The sequence below is a fragment of the Thiocapsa sp. UBA6158 genome (assembly GCF_002423035.1).
Classification (GTDB): Bacteria; Pseudomonadota; Gammaproteobacteria; order Chromatiales; family Chromatiaceae; genus Thiocapsa.
This window is the reverse complement of the sequence record NZ_DIUM01000099.1, coordinates 1-17,019: the sequence shown is the minus strand read 5'-3', so window position 1 is coordinate 17,019 and position 17,019 is coordinate 1. Positions and strand designations below refer to the sequence as shown.

Genomic DNA, 17,019 nt, shown 5'->3' with positions numbered 1-17,019 from the left:
ACATTGGATGACTCCATCACGATGACACCATTTCGCCTCGGACATGCCTCGGATCCCGATTGGCGTCTGGCCGCCGATCAGTGTCTGACGCAGCTCGGGAGCGTGCCGACGGAGGCGACGCTCGGGTTTCTCTATGTCACCGATGTCCTGGCCGATGATCTCGATGAGATCCTCCGCAGCCTTCGCGCGGCCACGGGCATCACGCAATGGGTCGGCAGTGTCGGCATGGGCATCTGTGCGACCGGTGCCGAATATTATGAAGAGCCCGCGCTCGCGATCATGCTCGGCGAGTTTCCGAGCGATGACTTTCGCGTCTTCCCGAGCCTGGTCGATGATCTCGACGACTTCGATCTGCGTCACGGCGACTGGATGCGCACCAATTCGCCGTACCTGGGCTTGGTCCACGGCGATCCATCCAACGGCCTGACCGAGATCCTGATCCAACAACTCGCGCAGCGCACGACCGCGGGTTTCCTCGTCGGCGGGCTCGCGAGCGCCCGCGGGGACGCCTTGACCATCGCCGACGGGGTGACGCGCGGCGGCCTGTCCGGCGTCCTTTTCTCCGAGCGGGTCGGGATCCTGACCCGACTCAGCCAGGGCTGCTCGCCGATCGGACCGCATCACGTGATCACGGAGGGCCAGCGCAACATCCTGATGCGACTCGACGGCGAGTCCGCGCTCGATGTGCTCAAACAGGACATCGGCGAGATCCTGGCCCGCGATCTGTCGCGTCTCGGCGGCTACATCTTCGCCGGCTTGCCGATCCAGGGCTCGGATACCGGCGACTATTTGGTCCGCAATCTGGTCGGCATCGATCCCAATCAGGGCCTGGTCGCGATCGGCGATCTGGTGGAGCCCGGACGCGAGCTGATGTTCTGCCGGCGCGATGCCGACACCGCCCGCGAGGATCTCGAGCGCATGCTCATGGGCATCAAGAGCCGCCTGTCCGCTCCGCCGAGGGGCGGAATCTACGTCTCCTGTTTAGGGCGCGGGGTCAACCTCTTCGGTCCGGACTCGGCCGAGCTCAAGCAGATCCAGGCCGCACTCGGCGATGTGCCCATCGTCGGGTTCTACGCCAACGGAGAGATCTCGCAGGATCGTCTCTACGGCTATACGGGCGTCTTGACCCTCTTCACCTAAACCGCGTCCAGAGCGAGATGCTGAATTTTCGAGTGAGCTCGACGTCGGGTGCATCCACGACCCTTCGCGGGGACGCGGTTTAAGGTGACTGCGATGAAGACGGACACGGACATCAGCATTCGTACCATGTCGCCGGCCGAGGTCGACCTCGCCATCGAATGGGCTGCGTGCGAGGGTTGGAATCCGGGTCTCGAGGATGCCGCGGGTTTCCGAGCGGCCGACCCAGAGGGTTTCCTGATGGCGTTCGTCGACGGCGAGCCTGCGGCAAGCCTCTCGGCCGTGCGCTACGGCGACACCTTCGGTTTTATCGGTCTCTATATTGCTGCGCCGCTCTATCGCGGGCGCGGCATCGCTCTACGACTGTGGCAGGCCGGCATGGCGTACCTCGGTGATCGGGTGATCGGGCTCGACGGGGTGCCCGAACGTCAGGCGGATTATCGTCGCTCGGGGTTCAAGCTGGCCTGGCGCAACGTGCGTTATTCGGGCTCGGTCGCGATGACGGCCCCGAATGACACGCGCCTGGTTCCGGTCGAGCCGGACCTGCTCCCTGCGCTGCTCGACTATGATCGAGGGTTCTTTCCCGCCCCGCGCGCTCGGTTCCTCGAGACTTGGCTGACCCGGAAGGAAACGCGCCGAAGCTGGGTCCTTGTCGATCCCGCAGCCGATGCGGGTGGTGCCGGACGCGTGACGGGTTACGGGACGATCAGGCAATGCCGCGCCGGTTGGAAGATCGGGCCGCTCTTTGCGGACGATCCCGCCGACGCCGATCTCCTGTTCCGCCGCTTGGCTAGCTGCGCCCGCGCTGATCCGGTCATCCTGGATCTGCCCGAGCCCAATTCGGATGCGCTCGACTTGGCCAAGACCTATGGCCTGTCCTCCGTGTTCGAGACCGCCCGCATGTATCGAGGCACTGCGCCCTCGCTCCCGATCGATCGGATCTATGGCGTAACGACCTTCGAGCTGGGCTGAGCAGGTTTCGCGCACATCCCGTCCCGGGGGGTGCTTTTCGGCTCGCCTGGTTTGCGGACCCACGCGCTGCTTTCCGGGCGCGTTCAGCCCCGCCGCCGATCTCCATGCCAGCGATGCAGGAGCAGCCATTCCACGAAGCTCAGAATAGCGTAGAGCGCGACGCCCATGAGCGCGAGCAGCAGCAACGCGGCGAACATCTTGGCGATCTGCAGCCGATTGCCGGCCTCGAGGATACGCCAGGCGAGCCCGTCGGTGTTGCCGGAGGCGGCGGCGAACTCGGCGACCACCGCGCCGACCAGCGCGAGCCCGCCGGCAGTCTTGATGCCGGCGAGCAGATAGGGCAGGGAGGACGGGACCATGAGCCGGATGAAGGTCTGCCGAAAGTCTGCGCGATACAGCCGGAAGAGGTCGCGTAGATTGGGGTCGACCGCCTTGAGACCTGCGGTCGCGCTTGCCAGGACCGGAAAGAAGGCGGTGATCCAGGCCAGGATCAGCACGGCGAGCCAGGCATTGTCGAGCCCGACCCAGACGATGATTAAAGGGGCGATGGCGATGATGGGCGTGACCTGCAGGATCACGGCATAAGGCGAGAGCGCCGCCTCCGTGATACGGCTGGAGGCGAAGAGCGCTGCGAGTGCCGTGCCCGAGAGCGTTGCCAGAGCGAAGGCTGCCAATGTCGTGCCCAATGTCGTCCAGGCCGAGCCGAGAAGCGAGGCCCCGTCGGTTGCGAAGACGGCCAGAATGGCGCTCGGCGGGGGCAGGATGAAGGATTTGATCTCCCAATAGACGACGGACCACTCCCAGAACCGGATCAAACCCAGAAAGAGCGCGATCGGCAGGATGATCCGCAGGCCCCGCATCAGCATGTCGAGATCTCCTCGAGTGCATCGAGGATGTCGCGCGCGGTCGCATTAAAGGCGGCGGAGGTCCGGTAGCCGGGCTCGCGCGGGTAGGGCGCAGGGTTTTCGATGTCGGCGACCAGACGTCCCGGACGCCCGCTGAGGATCAAGATCCGCTGCGACAGATAGACGGCTTCGAAGACCGAGTGGGTCACGAAGATCCCGGTAAACCGACGCTCGGCCCAGAGACGCAGCAGATCGTCGTTGAGCTTGCTTCGGGTGAATTCGTCGAGCGCCGCGAAGGGCTCGTCCATCAAGAGGACATCGGGGTCGGCGACCAGCGCGCGTGCGATGGAGACGCGCATGCGCATCCCGCCCGAGAGTTCGCGGGGCAGGGCGTCGGCGAAGCCCGCGAGACCCACCTTCTCCAGCGCGACACGGGCGCGTTCACGCGCTTGGGTCTTGGCCATGCCGGCGAGTTCGAGCGGCAGGGCGACGTTCTTGGCCGCACTCGTCCACGCCATGAGTGTCGGCTCTTGGAAGATGAAGCCGAGCGAGCCGCGTGTCTGCGGCCAGTCGACACGGCCCAGTGTGGGCTCTTCCAGCCCGGCGATGAGCCTCAGTACCGTGCTCTTTCCGCATCCCGAGGGGCCGAGCAGGGAGACGAAGGCGCCGGCGGCGATGTCTGCGCTCAGCTCCCCGAGTGCGGCGGTCCCGTTGGGGAAGGTCTTCGCCAGCCGATCGAGGCGCAGGCCGCTGCTCACGGTTTTGGCGGGAGGAAATCGAGCGCGTAGGCGCGCCGCCAATCCAGGTTCTCCGGATACACCCCGTCGGCGGACATGGTCGCGAAGAAGGCATGCCAGCGTGCCTCGGTCATGACGCCGATCCCTGCAGTCTCGGCATCGCCCGCGCTGGCGAGCCGGTAGCGGTTCATCTCGGCGATGGCGTGCAGCAGCACATCGTCGGTCATTTCGGGGTTGTCGGCCTTGATCAGGGCATTGCCGGGCGTGGGATCACCGCTCAGATAGTCCTTCCAGCCGGCAATGGAGGCGGCCACGAAGGCCCGTACCTGTTGCGGGTTGGCTTGGATGCGGCGATCCGAGGCCAGGATGAGCGTCCCGTAGGAGGGGTAGTCCTCGTCGGCCATGAGGAAGACCTGCGGTGCGATCCCGCTCGCCTTCTCGATCTCGTAAGGCTCGCTGGTGACATAGCCCTGCTGGATTGCACGCGGATCGGCGAGAAAGGGGGCGAGGTTGTAAGTGTACTTGCGGATCTGCCGATCCGTGAATCCGAACCTGGCCTTCAGCCAGATCCAATGGCTGCCGACGCCGGCGTCCGAGATCATGATCGGCTTACCCTTCATGTCGGCAATGGATCGAATGTCCTCGCGCGGGTGCGTGATCAGGACCTGCGGATCCTTTTGGAAGATGGCCGCGACGGCGGTCCCCGGAATCCCGGCCGCGACCATGTTGAGCGGGATAAAGCTGTTGGAGCCGATCCCGAAATCGGCCTCGTTGGAGCCCAGGAGCAGGGGGACATTCACCGAGGGGCCGCCCTGAATGATCTCGACATCCAGCCCCTGCTCGGCATAGAGCCCGAGCGCCTTGGCCTGGTAGAAGCCACCTTGCGGGGCCTGCGCTTTCCAGTCGGTGACGAAACGGATCTTGGTCGGCTCGGCGGCCGTTGTCGGTCCGGCGATGGCGAGGCCAATCAAGGCCAGAGCGAAGATGATGGCGTGCTTGGACATGTTCAGCTCTCCGGCGGCGTCTCTTCGCTCGGGACGGCATCCTGCAATGGGCTCAGGAGTCGGTCGAAGTTGTCCGGGTTGACGTACTGAATGACCACGGTCCCGTTGGGGCTGCGGCCGATGTCCATCCCGCGTTCCGGGTAGAGCCAATGGACGATCTCGGTCTCGGGCTCGGTCAGGCGCAGATCGGGTGTGCCGAAGCGTTGCTCGATCAGTTCGTCGTCCAGTCTGGCTTTCGGAAGGTAGCTGATGGATCGGATCGGGCGGGCGGACAGGGTCTCGACATCGGCCGGGTCGAGCTTGATCTTGCGGCTGCCGCTGCCGACCTGGCTGATCCGCAGGCCGCGCTCGTACATGGCGGCGAGGGTGGCCTGGTCGACATCGAGCGCGATCACGAAATCAGCGCGCAGGCGCTGCAGATGGATCTGGTCGAAGAAGGCCTCCACACCATAGGGCTCGGCTTGCGTCGGGTCTTGGAAGAGATTGACCTTGCCGTCCTCGCCGAACAGCGTGCGCACCTCCGCCAACGTGGTCTCCCCGATGGTGAAGCCGAAGACCTGCGAGTGCCCGGAGGCATCCTGCGTGACGCGCCAAGGCAAGCGATCCGGGCCGTCCTCGATGGACGCGGGCATGAGGAGAAGAACACCCAAGAAGCCTAAGACGGCGACGCCGAGGATGGAGAGAATGATCTGTCGATCCATGGGTTGGAGCGCTCCGGATAATGCGATGACGAGCGAGCGGTGAGCCGCCATGCGGCCGTTAAGTTTCGGACCCGAAGACCCGAACAAGAGACCTGAACCGCGTCGACTCCAAGCCTCGCGGACCAAGCCGAACGCGACGCATCGCCGAAGCCGCGTTGCTCACGCCGGACGCGGTTCAGCGTGGTTCAGCGCCAGGGGCATCAGACCGGCGACGACGCGCCGCCCTTCCGAGATCAGGATGTTGTAGGTCCGACAGGCCGCACCCGTATCCATGACCTCGAATCCGATGCCGCGCCCGATCACGGCAAAATAAAGCGCCGGATCCGGAAAGACCTGTGTCTCGCCGGTCCCCAGCACGATGATCCGGGTCTCGGGCTCGATCGCGATCAGCGCATCCAGGTGCTTGAGCGTCAAATCGGCGGGATGTGCCGGACCCCAGCCCTCTTCGAGCCGGTTGGGTGTCACGATCAGCCCGCGGGTAAAGCGTCGCCCCCCGATCAGGATGCCCTCGCTCCCGTAGGCGTCGATCAGTTGACCGCTGCTGCCGTCTGCTTCGGAGAATCTCATGGCGGGAACATAACCGAAGGTCGCTGGATTGGACAAGGTGAGGCCGACACAGCGAGATCAGAACCCGAGCGAACAAGCGGGCAGGTCGAAGGGGCTCTGTTAGAATCGCCGCCACGCGTCCCACTCAACCGATCCGGAAGCCCATGACCGTCCGTACCCGATTCGCCCCGTCCCCTACCGGTTATCTGCACGTCGGAGGCGCCCGCACGGCGCTCTTCAGCTATCTCTTCGCGCGCAAGCACGGCGGGCAGTTCGTGTTGCGGATCGAGGATACGGACCTGGAACGCTCCACGGCCGAGTCCGTAAACGCCATTCTCGAGGGCATGACCTGGCTCGGGTTGGACTACGACGAAGGACCCTTCTACCAGACCCAGCGCTTCGATCGGTACAACGCCGTGATCGACGCGCTGCTGGCCAAGGGGCTGGCCTATCGCTGCGTTTGCTCGAAGGAGCGCCTGGAAAAGCTGCGCGAGGATCAGATGGCGCAGCGGCTCAAACCGCGCTACGACGGTCATTGTCGCGGCCACGAGGTCGATCCGAACACGCCGCATGTCATCCGCTTCAAGAACCCCGCAGACGGCGTCGTGGTCGTCGACGACATGATCCGCGGGCGGGTCGTCTTCGCCAACGCCGAGTTGGACGACTTGGTCATCCGACGCAGCGACGGTGCGCCCACCTACAACCTGAGCGTGGTGGTCGACGATGCGGATATGGGCATCACCCATGTCATCCGCGGCGACGATCATCTGAACAACACCCCGCGCCAGATCAACATCCTGCGTGCGCTCGGCCATGAGCCGCCGCGCTACGCCCATGTGCCCATGATCCTCGGCGACGACGGTGCGCGTCTGTCCAAGCGCCACGGCGCGGTGAGCGTCATCGCCTATCGCGATCAGGGCTATCTGCCCGAGGCGCTGCTCAATTATCTGGTCCGTCTGGGGTGGTCGCACGGCGATCAGGAGCTCTTCTCCCTCGAGGAGATGATCACGCTTTTCGAGATCGGCGACGTCAACAAGGCGGCCTCGGCGTTCAACACCGACAAGCTCGATTGGTTGAATCAGCAGTATCTGCATCATGCCGATCCCGCGCGGATCGCCCGTCTGCTCAGTCCGCACATGGGTCGGCTCGACATCGACCCCGCGACCGGCCCCGATCTGATCGAGGTGGTCAAGGCTCAGGCCGCGCGCGCCAAGACACTGACCGAACTGGCCGAGATCAGTGCCTTCTTCTATCGCGATTTCGAGACCTTCGACGAGGCGTCTGCCAAGAAGCATCTGCGTCTGGTGGCCCGCGAGGGGCTCGAGCGCTTGCGTGCGGCCTTCGAGCTGATGGCCTACGAGGACTGGACGCTCGAGGGACTCAAGCATGTCGTCGAAGCAATCGCCGAGGAGCTGGGAACCAACATGGGCAAGGTCGCCCAGCCCCTGCGCGTCGCCATCGTCGGTCGCGCCGCCTCGCCGGGTATCGACGAGACCCTGCGGCTGGTCGGCAAGGATGCGACGCTGCGTCGAATCGACAAGGCGTTGGCCTACATTGCGGCGCGTGGCGTCAACGAGTCGTCGTAAGACCTGCTTAGGAGAGACATTCGGCTCGCCCTGTCTGCGGGGCGATGCCGGGCGTGGGCGGGTCGAGGGTTTCGGCGCGCACACCATCAAAAAGCCAATCGGGAATCAAGGTATGTATATCGCCATGGTCAGCGCCGAGTGTGCGCCGATCGCAAAAGCTGGCGGGCTCGGTGATGTCGTGCACGGGCTCTCGCGCGAGCTTCTCGCGCTCGGGCAAGAGGTCGAGGTCTTTTTGCCGGGGTACGATTCGCTGCGCCACGATCTGATCGAGGGGCGCCGCGAGGTCTGCCGAGGGTTGCGCGTCCCCTATTTCGATCAGTGGATCGACTGTCGCGTCGACTCGGGCGAGGTCGACGGGATCACCTGCTTCTTCATCGAGTCCGACTCGCCCCATCGGTTCTTTCAGCGCGGTCGCATCTACGGCGAAGCCGACGATGCGGATCGCTTCGCCTTCTTCTGTCGGGCCGTGCTGGAATTCATGCTGACCTCGGGCAGGCGCCCGGACGTCATCCACTGTCACGATTGGCAAACCGCGCTGGTGCCCGTCCTCTTGTTCGAGGTGTACCAGCGGCTCGGGCTGACAGATGCGCGCGTCTGCTACAGCCTGCACAACGTCGGCTACCAGGGTGTCGTGGGTGAATCCGTCCTGCGTCAGGTCGGTCTGGATCCGGCGCGCCTCATGACGCCGGACCGTCTCCAGGATCCGGCCAATCCGCGTGTAGTGAATCTGATGAAGGGCGGGATCGTCTTTTCCAACTTCGTCAACACGGTCTCGCCGCGCTACGCCTGGGAGATCCAGAACACCGAGCAGGGGATGGGGCTGCAGGGTGTTCTGAAGACCCATGACGGCAAGTTCGGCGGTGTACTGAACGGCATCGACGATGCGTTCTGGAACCCCGCGACCGACCGCCACATCCCCGAGCCCTTCGATGCCGACCGGCTCGACGGCAAGGAGGTCAATCGCCGGGCCTTGCGCACCTATTTGGGCCTCGTTCAGGACGACAAGCCCATCGTGGCCGTGGTCAGCCGGCTCGACCATCAGAAAGGCGTGCATCTTCTGCGTTTCGGCATCGCGCATGCCTGCGCGCTCGACTGCCAGCTCGCGCTTCTCGGGGCCGCGCTCGATCCGGTGGTCGCCGAGCAGTTCCGGCGTCTCCAAGAGGACACTGTGGGGCATCCGGATTGTCGCCTGGTCCTTGCGTATGACGAGGAGTTGTCCCATCTCATCTATGCAGGCGCGGACATGATCCTGATCCCGAGCATCTACGAGCCCTGCGGGTTGACCCAGATGATCGCGATGAAATACGGCGTGGTCCCGATCGTGCGGCGTGTCGGGGGGCTCGCCGATACGGTCTTCGACGCCAACTACTCGGATCGTCCCTTCGAGGAGCGCAACGGCTATCTCTTCGATGACCTGACCGAATCCGCCCTGGCAGCCGCCATGGAGCGCGCGATCGATCTGTGGCGGAATCACCCCGAGTATTTTCGCCAGCTGCAGATCAACGGGATGCGTGTCGACCGCTCATGGGGTCGACCGGCGCGCCAGTACCTGGATATCTACAGCCACATCCGAGTGCACTGAACCGAAGATGACTCCGCGACTCTCACCGACCCCCGCACCCTCCGTGCCTTTGGACCTGACGGCCCTGCGCGCCCAGTTTCCGATCCTCGCAACCCGGGTGCACGATCAGCCGTTGGCCTACCTGGACAATGCCGCGAGCACCCAGCAGCCGCTCCAGGTCATCCAGGCGGTGAGCGACTATCACCAGCAATACCACGCCAACATCCATCGCGGGGTCTACCAGCTCTCGCGTAATGCCACCCGGATGCACGACTATGCGCGCGAGATGGTCGCGCACTTCCTGCACGCCGCCGAGCCGGTCGAGTGTCTCTTCACGCGCGGGACGACCGAATCCATCAACCTGGTCGCCGCCTCCTGGGGTCGGGCCAACCTGCAGCCGGGCGACGAGATCATCCTCTCCAGCTTGGAGCATCACTCCAACATCGTGCCCTGGCAGATGGTCTGCGAGGCTACGGGCGCGCGCATCCGGGTCATCCCGATCGACGATGCCGGCGAGCTCGACATGGACGCCTACCGTCGCCTGCTCTCTTCGCGCACCCGGCTGGTTGCGGTCAATCACGTCTCCAATGCACTCGGCACCGTCAATCCGGTCGAGGCGATCATCGACGAGGCCCATGCCGCCGGGGCGCTTGCGCTGATCGACGGCGCTCAGTGGGTCGCCCACGGCGCGACCGATGTCCAGGCGCTCGATGCCGATTTCTACGCCTTCTCCGGACACAAGCTCTACGGGCCGACCGGCATGGGCGTGCTCTACGGGAAACGCGGCCTGCTCGAGGCGATACCGCCCTACCAGGGCGGCGGCGACATGATCGAGACGGTCAGTTTCGAGAAGACCACCTTCGCGCCGCCCCCCAACAAGTTCGAGGCCGGCACGCCCCATATCGCGGGCGCGGTCGGCCTGGCCGCGGCCATCGAGTGGCTCGAAGGGGTTGGATTCGAGCGGATTGCTGCGCACGAGCAGCGTCTCCTGCGTCGGGCTACCGAACGGCTCTCGGCGATCCCCGGTCTCGAGATCAAAGGCACTTCCCCGCACAAGGCCGCCGTGGTCTCCTGGGTCATGGTCGATCCGCCGATCGGCACGCTGGATATCGGCATGCAGCTCGATCTGCGCGGCATCTGTATCCGCACCGGCCACCATTGTTGCCAGCCGTTGATGGACCGCCTGGGCATCGCCTCCACCGCGCGCGCATCCTTTGGTGTTTACAACAGCGAGGCTGAGGTCGAGCGGCTCGCCGATGCGCTCGCCGAGATCGTTTCCGTCGCTCGCGAGGCGTCCGCCAGGAAGGGGCCGACCGAAATGCCTCCCGCGGAGATCCTCTATCCGGCCGCGGTCGCCGACTCGCCCGAGTCGGCCGCCGAAGAGATCGCGGAGATCTTCGATCTTCTGCCTGATTGGCCGATGCGCCATCAACAGATCATGGATCTCGGCGAGCGCCTGACGCCGATGCCGGATGCCTTGAAGGCGCCGGAGACCTTCGTTCCCGGCTGCCAAAGCCGCGTCCATCTGGCGGCCCGCGTGCGTCCCGGCTCGCAAGACGTCATCGAGTTCCTCGCCGACAGCGACGCCAACATCGTCCGCGGCCTCATCGCGCTCCTCCAGCAGCTCTACTCCGGCCAAAAGGCCGGCGCCATCCTCGCCTTCGATGCGCAAGCCTTCTTCAGCCGACTCGGCCTCGACGAGCATCTCAGTATGACCCGCCGCAACGGTCTGGTCGCGATGGTCGAGCGGATTCGGCAGATCGCGGCAGGGTTGGGGCGGTAGCTTTCAGCCGCCAGCCGCCAGCCGCCTGCCGCCTGCCTCCAGCCGCCTGCCTCCAGCCTCCAGCTCGCCGCGTTCAGCATGCCGCCTCCGGTCTACGGCCTCGGGGCCGCAGCCGGGTGGCGATTCTCCGTGCTCGTTGCGGGTTTTCGGTGAGAAACGCAACGTGCCCCCAGGCGCGCTCTGAACCGAGATTCGGCCGTTTCTCGTCATGAAGAAAACTCCTAGCGATCAACATCCTATCGACGTATGGATGTTTGCCGTGGATGACAAACCACCGACCCTTCCAAGCCTCACGGCGCCTTCCCTCAAGTGAGGCCCGCGAAATCCGCCACACAAAGCTGACAACTGATAGCTGATAGCAGCCGGCAGGCAGCAGGGGGCAGGGGGCAGGAGGCAGGAGGCAGGAGGCAGGAGGCAGCTACCCCGCCATGTCCTCACCACTCATGTGTCAAATTTTATTGACATTACCGGGCGTCAAGCTACTATGACACTTGGGATGACATATGAATCCCGTGGTATTTGGATGCATCGCGCCGTGCGGGCCACTCCCGCGTCGGTGCCGCCAAATCTACCCCCGTCGCACAGATTCTGGGCGGCGACCTCGGCATAACCCGTATGGAGGCCAACCCAATGGCTGGGCAGCAATCTCCCGCCGCAACATCCGCCGGCGGCAAAGCACGCGGACAGGCGAAAACTGTCGTCGCGCAGCAGCAGGAAAAGAGCCTGTCCGGGCTCACCCCGGAACAAGCAAAAGAATTTCACGAGCAGTTCAAGGTCACCTACACGGCGTACGTCGGGATCGCAGCACTCGTGCATCTGTTCGTCATTGCGAGCAATCCCTGGTTCTAAGTCGAGGAGATCATTTTCATGCTTCAAGACGCTTTCCGTAACGTTCTCAACTACAAACCGAGTCAGCAGGACTACCGGATTTGGCTGGTGATCAACCCGGCTGTTTGGTTGGTGCCGATGTTTGCTGCCCTTCTCGTGATCGCGTTGAGCGTGCATCTGTACGCCTTCTCCATCCCGGGTAACGCATGGGAGCCCGGCAAGGTCGCCGAGCCCGCCGCCGTTGCGCCGGTTGCCGAGGCCGCTCCGCTCGAAGCCGCGCCTGCCGCCGAGGCTGCTCCGCTCGAAGCCGCTCCGGCCGAGGAAGGCGCACCCGCCGTCGTGCCGGTTCCGGTCGAAGTGATCGTGGTTCCCGAGGCAGCCTAAGCCTCTTCGCTCACCCGGCGTCGGTGTGGCGTGCGGTGCTCGATAAAAACCAGCAAAGGAGCTCAGTCATGGCAGAGTCTCTGTCCGGTCTTACCGATCAACAAGCAAAAGAGTTTCATGAGCAGTTCAAGGTGACCTACACCGCCTATGTCGGGATCGCTGCATTGGTGCACCTCTTTGTGATCGCTGCTAATCCCTGGTTCTAATCCGACTTCTGACGAGATCAAGATTATGAGTGACGTCCAGATTGCAAAGCCGAAGAACCCGGAAGACGATTGGAAGGTGTGGTTGGTGCTCAATCCTGCGACATGGCTGATGCCGATCTTTTTTCTTTTGTTGATCATTGCATTGGTGCTCCATGCGGTCGTGTTCCAGATGGGCTTTGGTTGGGCCTGATCGACTTCTCGATCGGTACCCCTGACCAGGATCGAGCAAACGCGGATTCGTTCATCCCTGAATCGAATTCGCGTGTAACCTCGGCAATTGCGTTCTCGGATCGCGCTATGCTCTAAGGTTTCGCGCCGTCGAGCATGGCCGACACCGATCAATCGGCGCCGGAATCCGAGGACTGCTCGCCATCTCCCTTGTCTTCCATTCCGCATCGACGGACATTTCGTTGCCCGCTCAGATTCGTCCCCCACGGGGATCTCGACCCCGTCCGCTGCCGTTTGCGATCCTCCGCACGCCCGGTCGACAGTCTCCCGAGCGAGCGCTATCCTTAGTGCAGTACTGCGTTTAAGCGATTCACCCCTCTCGGCGCCCGAGCGTCTTACTGCTGGCCAGGCGGCTTGAGTGCCGTGTGGCGTTTCGATCAATCAGACGGCTTGAGGTATTGATGGCGATCAGCGAAGCGGATGCAGATCGGCGGAGCTACGAGCGTGTGTCGTGGGAGCACCACGCGCGCCTGATGCAACTGGGCTCCGATGCGGGCAGCAGCGACCCTGGGATGCACCCGGTGCTCGGGCGCAACATCAGCGAGGGGGGGCTGCAAGTGTGGGCCGATTGCATGTTCGCCGTGCGTTCTCGACTGCTCGTCGAGATGGAGGCACCGGAGATCCCGGAGGGGATTCAAGCCGTCGGCTCCGTGGTCTGGGTTTCACCGAGCACCGCCGAGGAGCGCTGGCTGCTCGGGATCGAGTTCTCCGATGTCGGCGACACCGCACTGGCGCGAATCCGCTCGCTGCTCCAGCCGACGGGCGAACGCAACTGAGCGTCGAGTGCCGACTTAGGCCCGGCGCGATGCGCCCTTTCGTCATTCTCCTCTTTCCAAGATCATGAAACCGGCAGTCGTTCTTTTGAGCGGGGGTTTGGACTCCGCGACGGTATCGGCCATTGCGAAATCCGAAGGATTTGCCCTCTATGCATTGTCGTTTCGCTATGGCCAACGTCACGGCATCGAGCTTGAGTCCGCCGTCCGCGTCGCCGAGGCGCTGGGGGTCGCGGAGCATGCGATCGTCGAAATCGATCTACGGCGTTTCGGCGGGTCGGCGCTTACCGCAGACATCCCGGTGCCCAAGGGGCGTTGCGCCGGGGCGATCGGCGAGGGGATTCCGGTCACCTATGTCCCGGCACGCAACACCGTCTTTCTGTCCTTCGCGCTCGCGTGGGCGGAGACCCTCGGGTCCGAGGACATCTTCATCGGCGTGAATGTGCAGGATTACTCCGGTTATCCCGACTGTCGACCGGCCTTCATCGAGGCGTTCGAGCAGATGGCCAATCTGGCGACCGCGGCCGGGGTCGAAGGGCGCCAAAGGCTCAGGATCCACGCGCCTTTGATGCAGATGACCAAGGCCGAGATCATTGCCCGAGGTCTGTCGCTCGGTGTCGATTACGGTCTGACCAGCAGTTGCTACGATCCCGGAACGGACGGCCGTCCCTGTGGTCACTGTGACGCTTGCTTGCTTCGCGCCAAGGGCTTCGCAGATGCGGGTTACCCGGATCCTCTCAGTCTTCGTTTCGGTCTCTTCGTCCCATGAGTGAACAGCTGTTTTACGTCGCCGCCGCCCCGTTCGAGGCCGCGCGGCGCGTCTCCATCCTGCCTAACGGACACAGGTCGCGCCGTCTGCACGGGCATGGCTTCCTCGCCAAGGTGCGCGCGCAGCTTCCGATCGATTGGGCGCCCTTTCCCGGCGGGGAGACGGACGCGCTGGCTCGGGCGCTCGCAGACGCGATCGCGCCGCTTGATTACAGCGACCTCAACGCACACCTGCCGATCCCGACCGACGAGAATCTTGTCCGGTGGGTGCGTGCGCATCTCGGCGTTCCGGGGGTCGGGTCGGTCGGTGTCCAGAGTACCCGCGATCAGGGCGTCGATCTGGATGGCCTCGAGCAGGCGCATGTCTGGCGACGCTTTCGTTTCGAGGCCGCCCACCGCTTGCCGAATGTCCCCGAGGGTCATCAGTGCGGGCGCATGCACGGTCACGGGTTCGAGGTGATCCTGCATGCCAATCAGGATCTTGCCGGGAGCGACATGGGCATCGACTTCGATCGGCTCGAGGCCATCTGGGCGCCCCTGCACACCGAGCTTGACCACGCCTGCCTCAACGACATCCCCGGCCTGGAGAATCCAACCAGCGAGATGTTGGCGCGTTGGATCTGGGCGCGACTGCGACCGGTCTTTCCGCAGTTGTCCGTCGTGACGGTCTACGAGACCGCCACCGCCGGTTGTCACTACGACGGGGTACATTATCGAATCTGGAAAGAGCAACGCTTCGAGAGCGCGCTGCAGCTTGTCCAGGCGCCCGAGGGCGATCGACGCCGTCGTCTGCACGGTCACAGCTATCTGATGCGCCTGCACCTGACCGCCCCGCTGGACGAAGTGCTCGGCTGGACGATCGACTACGGCGACGTGAAGCGACAGTTCAAGCCGCTCTACGACCGACTCGACCATCATCGGCTCGACGCGCTGCCCCGCCTGCGCCAAGCCGATCCGGCGAACCTGCTCCTGTGGATTCGCGAGGAGGTCGCCACCGCGCTCCCGCAATTGGATCGCATCGACCTGCACGAAACCCCGGGTTGCGGCGCCGTTCTCTGCTGGGGCGCGCTGGGGCCGGCGCTTCCGCTATGAGCTACAGCATCAAGGAGATCTTCTACACACTGCAGGGCGAGGGCGCGCAGATGGGGCGCGCGGCGGTGTTTTGCCGATTCGCCGGGTGCAACCTCTGGTCCGGACGCGAGCAAGATCGGGCGACGGCGACCTGTCGATTCTGCGACACCGATTTTCGCGGGACCGACGGCAAAGGCGGTGGACTGTTCGCAGATCCCGAGACACTCGCCGAACGGATCCGGGCGACCTGGTTCGAGCACGCGGGTTCGGGCGGTCGGCCCTACGTGGTACTGACCGGAGGCGAGCCGCTGCTCCAACTCGACGGTGCCTTGATCCAGGCACTGCATGTGCTGGGTTTCGAGATTGCCCTCGAGACCAACGGTACGCTGTCTGTCCCGGACGGCGTCGACTGGATCTGCGTCAGCCCGAAGGCCGGCGCCGATCTGCTCCAGCAGAGCGGCGCGGAGCTCAAGCTCGTCTTTCCCCAGCCCGGCCTCTCGCCCGAGGATCTCGAGCGCCTCGCGTTCGAGCATTTCTTCCTTCAGCCGATGGACGGCCCGCACCTTCAAGAGCACACGCGCCAAGCGATTGCCTACTGCAAGAACAAGCCGCGTTGGCGTCTGAGCATCCAAACCCATAAGCTGCTGGGGTTTCCTTGACGATCCCGCGGGTTGATTTCGGCGTCTGGCAGGCCAGATCCACGTCATGTCCACTAAGAGGTGCGCTGCAGCAGTCCACATCATGCCAAGCCTCTCGATCATCATCCCGACCAGGCGCATCGGTCCTCATCTCGAGCCCTGTTTGGATGCCTGCCGAGGTTCTTTCCCGGACACCGAGATCATCGTCGTCGCTGCCCTCCCGGGCGAGCATCCTCTTCGGCCTGTCGAGTTCCCGGGGCCGCCCGAAGGCACGACACACGTCCTTTTCGCAACCCCGGGACGCGGTCCGCAGTGCAACGCCGGTGCCCGCGCCGCCGCGGGCGAGCTTCTGCTCTTCCTGCATGACGACAGCATCCTGCCCCGGCAGGCCGCTGCGCTGACGCAGTCCGCCTTCGCCGCGGAGGATGCCGAGCTGGCCTGCTTTCGTCTACGCTTCGACGACGCCCATTGGCTGCTCGGCGTCTATGGCTGGTTTTCGCGGTTCGATTCGCTCCTCACCAGCTTCGGAGACCAGGGGATTCTGATCCGGCGAGGCTTCTTCGACCGACTCGGTGGATTTCCGGATTGGCCCCTGTTCGAGGATGTCGAGCTGCTGCGTCGCGCCCGACGTCGCGTGCGTGTTCTGAAGCTTCAGGGTGTGATGACGACCTCCGCCGTACGCTTTCGTCGCAACGGCGTGCTTCGGCAGCAGCTCATGAACGCGGGGCTCATTCTGCGCTACCTGCTCGGCGCAGCACCGACGAGGCTCGCCGAACTCTACGAGCGAGGTCGAGGATGAGCATCGACCAGTGGTTGGGTCTCGCGGTGCTGGCGACGCTGTTTGCGTTGGAAGGCGTGATCCCTTTCTACGATCAGGCATCCGGACGCTGGTCCCATGCGGCTCGGAATATCGGTCTCGCGCTCATGGCCGGCCTGGTCGGCGCCGTGATGGCGCCTCTGATCCTCATGGCGATCGAGCTGGCACAGACCCGCTGATGGGGTCTTCTGAACGCGACCGCGTTGCCCGCTCCGATCGCCGTGATTGCGGGCCTTTTCCTGTTCGACCTTTGGATGTACGCCTGGCACCGCGCGAACCACGAGGTCCCGCTGCTGTGGCGGCTCCACCGGGTCCATCACACCGACCCGCGGATGGACTCCACGACCGCGTTTCGCTTTCATCCCGGCGAGATCGCTGTTTCAGCGCTGCTCAACGCCGTCGTGATCCTTGGCCTTGATCATCGGTTGGTCCAA

General features: G+C 64.2%; 21 protein-coding genes. 16 read left to right on the top strand and 5 right to left on the bottom strand.

Annotation, left to right across the window (positions count from 1 at the left end):
* Window positions 1-21 precede the first annotated feature (21 nt).
* Window positions 22-1,140 carry an FIST signal transduction protein gene (locus tag B4N44_RS13765; RefSeq protein WP_296701795.1) on the top strand — a complete coding sequence of 373 codons (1,119 nt, stop codon included), beginning with the start codon at window positions 22-24 and terminating at the stop codon, window positions 1,138-1,140.
* Window positions 1,141-1,233: 93 nt separating this feature from the next.
* Window positions 1,234-2,109 carry a GNAT family N-acetyltransferase gene (locus B4N44_RS13760; protein WP_296701792.1) on the top strand — a complete coding sequence of 292 codons (876 nt, stop codon included), beginning with the start codon at window positions 1,234-1,236 and terminating at the stop codon, window positions 2,107-2,109.
* A gap of 83 nt (window positions 2,110-2,192) precedes the next feature.
* On the opposite strand, the gene B4N44_RS13755 is transcribed toward B4N44_RS13760, so the two are convergent.
* The 5 genes from B4N44_RS13755 to B4N44_RS13735 form a co-directional block, all read right to left on the bottom strand.
* Window positions 2,193-2,975, bottom strand: coding sequence for an ABC transporter permease (locus B4N44_RS13755; protein WP_296701790.1), 783 nt, complete (start codon window positions 2,973-2,975; stop codon window positions 2,193-2,195).
* Window positions 2,969-3,712 (bottom strand): ABC transporter ATP-binding protein, encoded by a 744-nt coding sequence (locus tag B4N44_RS13750; protein WP_296701789.1) that lies wholly within the window; start codon window positions 3,710-3,712, stop codon window positions 2,969-2,971. Before B4N44_RS13750 ends, B4N44_RS13755 begins: the two co-directional genes overlap by 7 nt.
* Window positions 3,709-4,695, bottom strand: a complete 987-nt coding sequence (locus tag B4N44_RS13745) for an ABC transporter substrate-binding protein (protein WP_296701786.1) — start codon at window positions 4,693-4,695, stop codon at window positions 3,709-3,711. The genes B4N44_RS13750 and B4N44_RS13745 overlap by 4 nt, the downstream gene beginning before the upstream one ends.
* Before the next feature lie 2 nt (window positions 4,696-4,697).
* Window positions 4,698-5,396, bottom strand: coding sequence for a hypothetical protein (locus tag B4N44_RS13740; protein WP_296701785.1), 699 nt, complete (start codon window positions 5,394-5,396; stop codon window positions 4,698-4,700).
* Between the two features lie 159 nt (window positions 5,397-5,555).
* The gene (locus tag B4N44_RS13735; protein WP_296701781.1) at window positions 5,556-5,963 is read right to left on the bottom strand and encodes an Mth938-like domain-containing protein; all 408 of its coding nucleotides are present in this window, start codon (window positions 5,961-5,963) and stop codon (window positions 5,556-5,558) included.
* Window positions 5,964-6,106: 143 nt separating this feature from the next.
* Between B4N44_RS13735 and gltX the strand changes: the two genes are divergently transcribed.
* The 14 genes from gltX to B4N44_RS13665 form a co-directional block, all read left to right on the top strand.
* Entirely contained in the window at window positions 6,107-7,528 is a 1,422-nt protein-coding gene (gene gltX, locus B4N44_RS13730; protein WP_296701778.1) for a glutamate--tRNA ligase, read from the top strand.
* A 112-nt stretch (window positions 7,529-7,640) separates the two neighbouring features.
* Window positions 7,641-9,110 carry a glycogen synthase gene (locus B4N44_RS13725; protein WP_296701776.1) on the top strand — a complete coding sequence of 490 codons (1,470 nt, stop codon included), beginning with the start codon at window positions 7,641-7,643 and terminating at the stop codon, window positions 9,108-9,110.
* A gap of 7 nt (window positions 9,111-9,117) precedes the next feature.
* On the top strand, window positions 9,118-10,872 hold the full coding sequence (locus B4N44_RS13720; protein WP_296701773.1) for a SufS family cysteine desulfurase: 1,755 nt from the start codon (window positions 9,118-9,120) through the stop codon (window positions 10,870-10,872).
* A gap of 723 nt (window positions 10,873-11,595) precedes the next feature.
* Window positions 11,596-11,721, top strand: a complete 126-nt coding sequence (locus tag B4N44_RS13715) for a light-harvesting protein (RefSeq protein WP_093191812.1) — start codon at window positions 11,596-11,598, stop codon at window positions 11,719-11,721.
* 18 nt (window positions 11,722-11,739) lie between these two features.
* A complete protein-coding gene (gene pufA, locus B4N44_RS13710) occupies window positions 11,740-12,084 on the top strand; it encodes a light-harvesting antenna LH1, alpha subunit (RefSeq protein WP_296701770.1) in 345 nt (114 codons plus the stop codon).
* Window positions 12,085-12,152: 68 nt separating this feature from the next.
* Window positions 12,153-12,290, top strand: a complete 138-nt coding sequence (pufB, locus tag B4N44_RS13705) for a light-harvesting antenna LH1, beta subunit (protein ID WP_296701768.1) — start codon at window positions 12,153-12,155, stop codon at window positions 12,288-12,290.
* Window positions 12,291-12,315: 25 nt separating this feature from the next.
* Complete coding sequence (gene pufA, locus B4N44_RS13700; RefSeq protein WP_007190880.1) at window positions 12,316-12,480, top strand: light-harvesting antenna LH1, alpha subunit; 165 nt, start codon at window positions 12,316-12,318, stop codon at window positions 12,478-12,480.
* 439 nt (window positions 12,481-12,919) lie between these two features.
* Window positions 12,920-13,294 carry a PilZ domain-containing protein gene (locus B4N44_RS13695; RefSeq protein WP_296701760.1) on the top strand — a complete coding sequence of 125 codons (375 nt, stop codon included), beginning with the start codon at window positions 12,920-12,922 and terminating at the stop codon, window positions 13,292-13,294.
* A gap of 64 nt (window positions 13,295-13,358) precedes the next feature.
* Window positions 13,359-14,060, top strand: coding sequence for a 7-cyano-7-deazaguanine synthase QueC (gene queC, locus B4N44_RS13690; protein ID WP_296701757.1), 702 nt, complete (start codon window positions 13,359-13,361; stop codon window positions 14,058-14,060).
* Window positions 14,057-15,151 (top strand): 6-pyruvoyl trahydropterin synthase family protein, encoded by a 1,095-nt coding sequence (locus B4N44_RS13685; RefSeq protein ID WP_296701755.1) that lies wholly within the window; start codon window positions 14,057-14,059, stop codon window positions 15,149-15,151. Before queC ends, B4N44_RS13685 begins: the two co-directional genes overlap by 4 nt.
* Window positions 15,148-15,789 (top strand): 7-carboxy-7-deazaguanine synthase, encoded by a 642-nt coding sequence (gene queE / locus B4N44_RS13680; RefSeq protein ID WP_296701750.1) that lies wholly within the window; start codon window positions 15,148-15,150, stop codon window positions 15,787-15,789. The genes B4N44_RS13685 and queE overlap by 4 nt, the downstream gene beginning before the upstream one ends.
* A gap of 82 nt (window positions 15,790-15,871) precedes the next feature.
* Window positions 15,872-16,567, top strand: a complete 696-nt coding sequence (locus B4N44_RS13675) for a glycosyltransferase (protein WP_296701748.1) — start codon at window positions 15,872-15,874, stop codon at window positions 16,565-16,567.
* A complete protein-coding gene (locus tag B4N44_RS13670; RefSeq protein ID WP_296701745.1) occupies window positions 16,564-16,764 on the top strand; it encodes a hypothetical protein in 201 nt (66 codons plus the stop codon). Before B4N44_RS13675 ends, B4N44_RS13670 begins: the two co-directional genes overlap by 4 nt.
* Before the next feature lie 24 nt (window positions 16,765-16,788).
* Window positions 16,789-17,019, top strand: a 231-nt coding sequence (locus B4N44_RS13665) for a sterol desaturase family protein (protein ID WP_296701744.1), incomplete at its 3' end; no start/stop codon positions are given.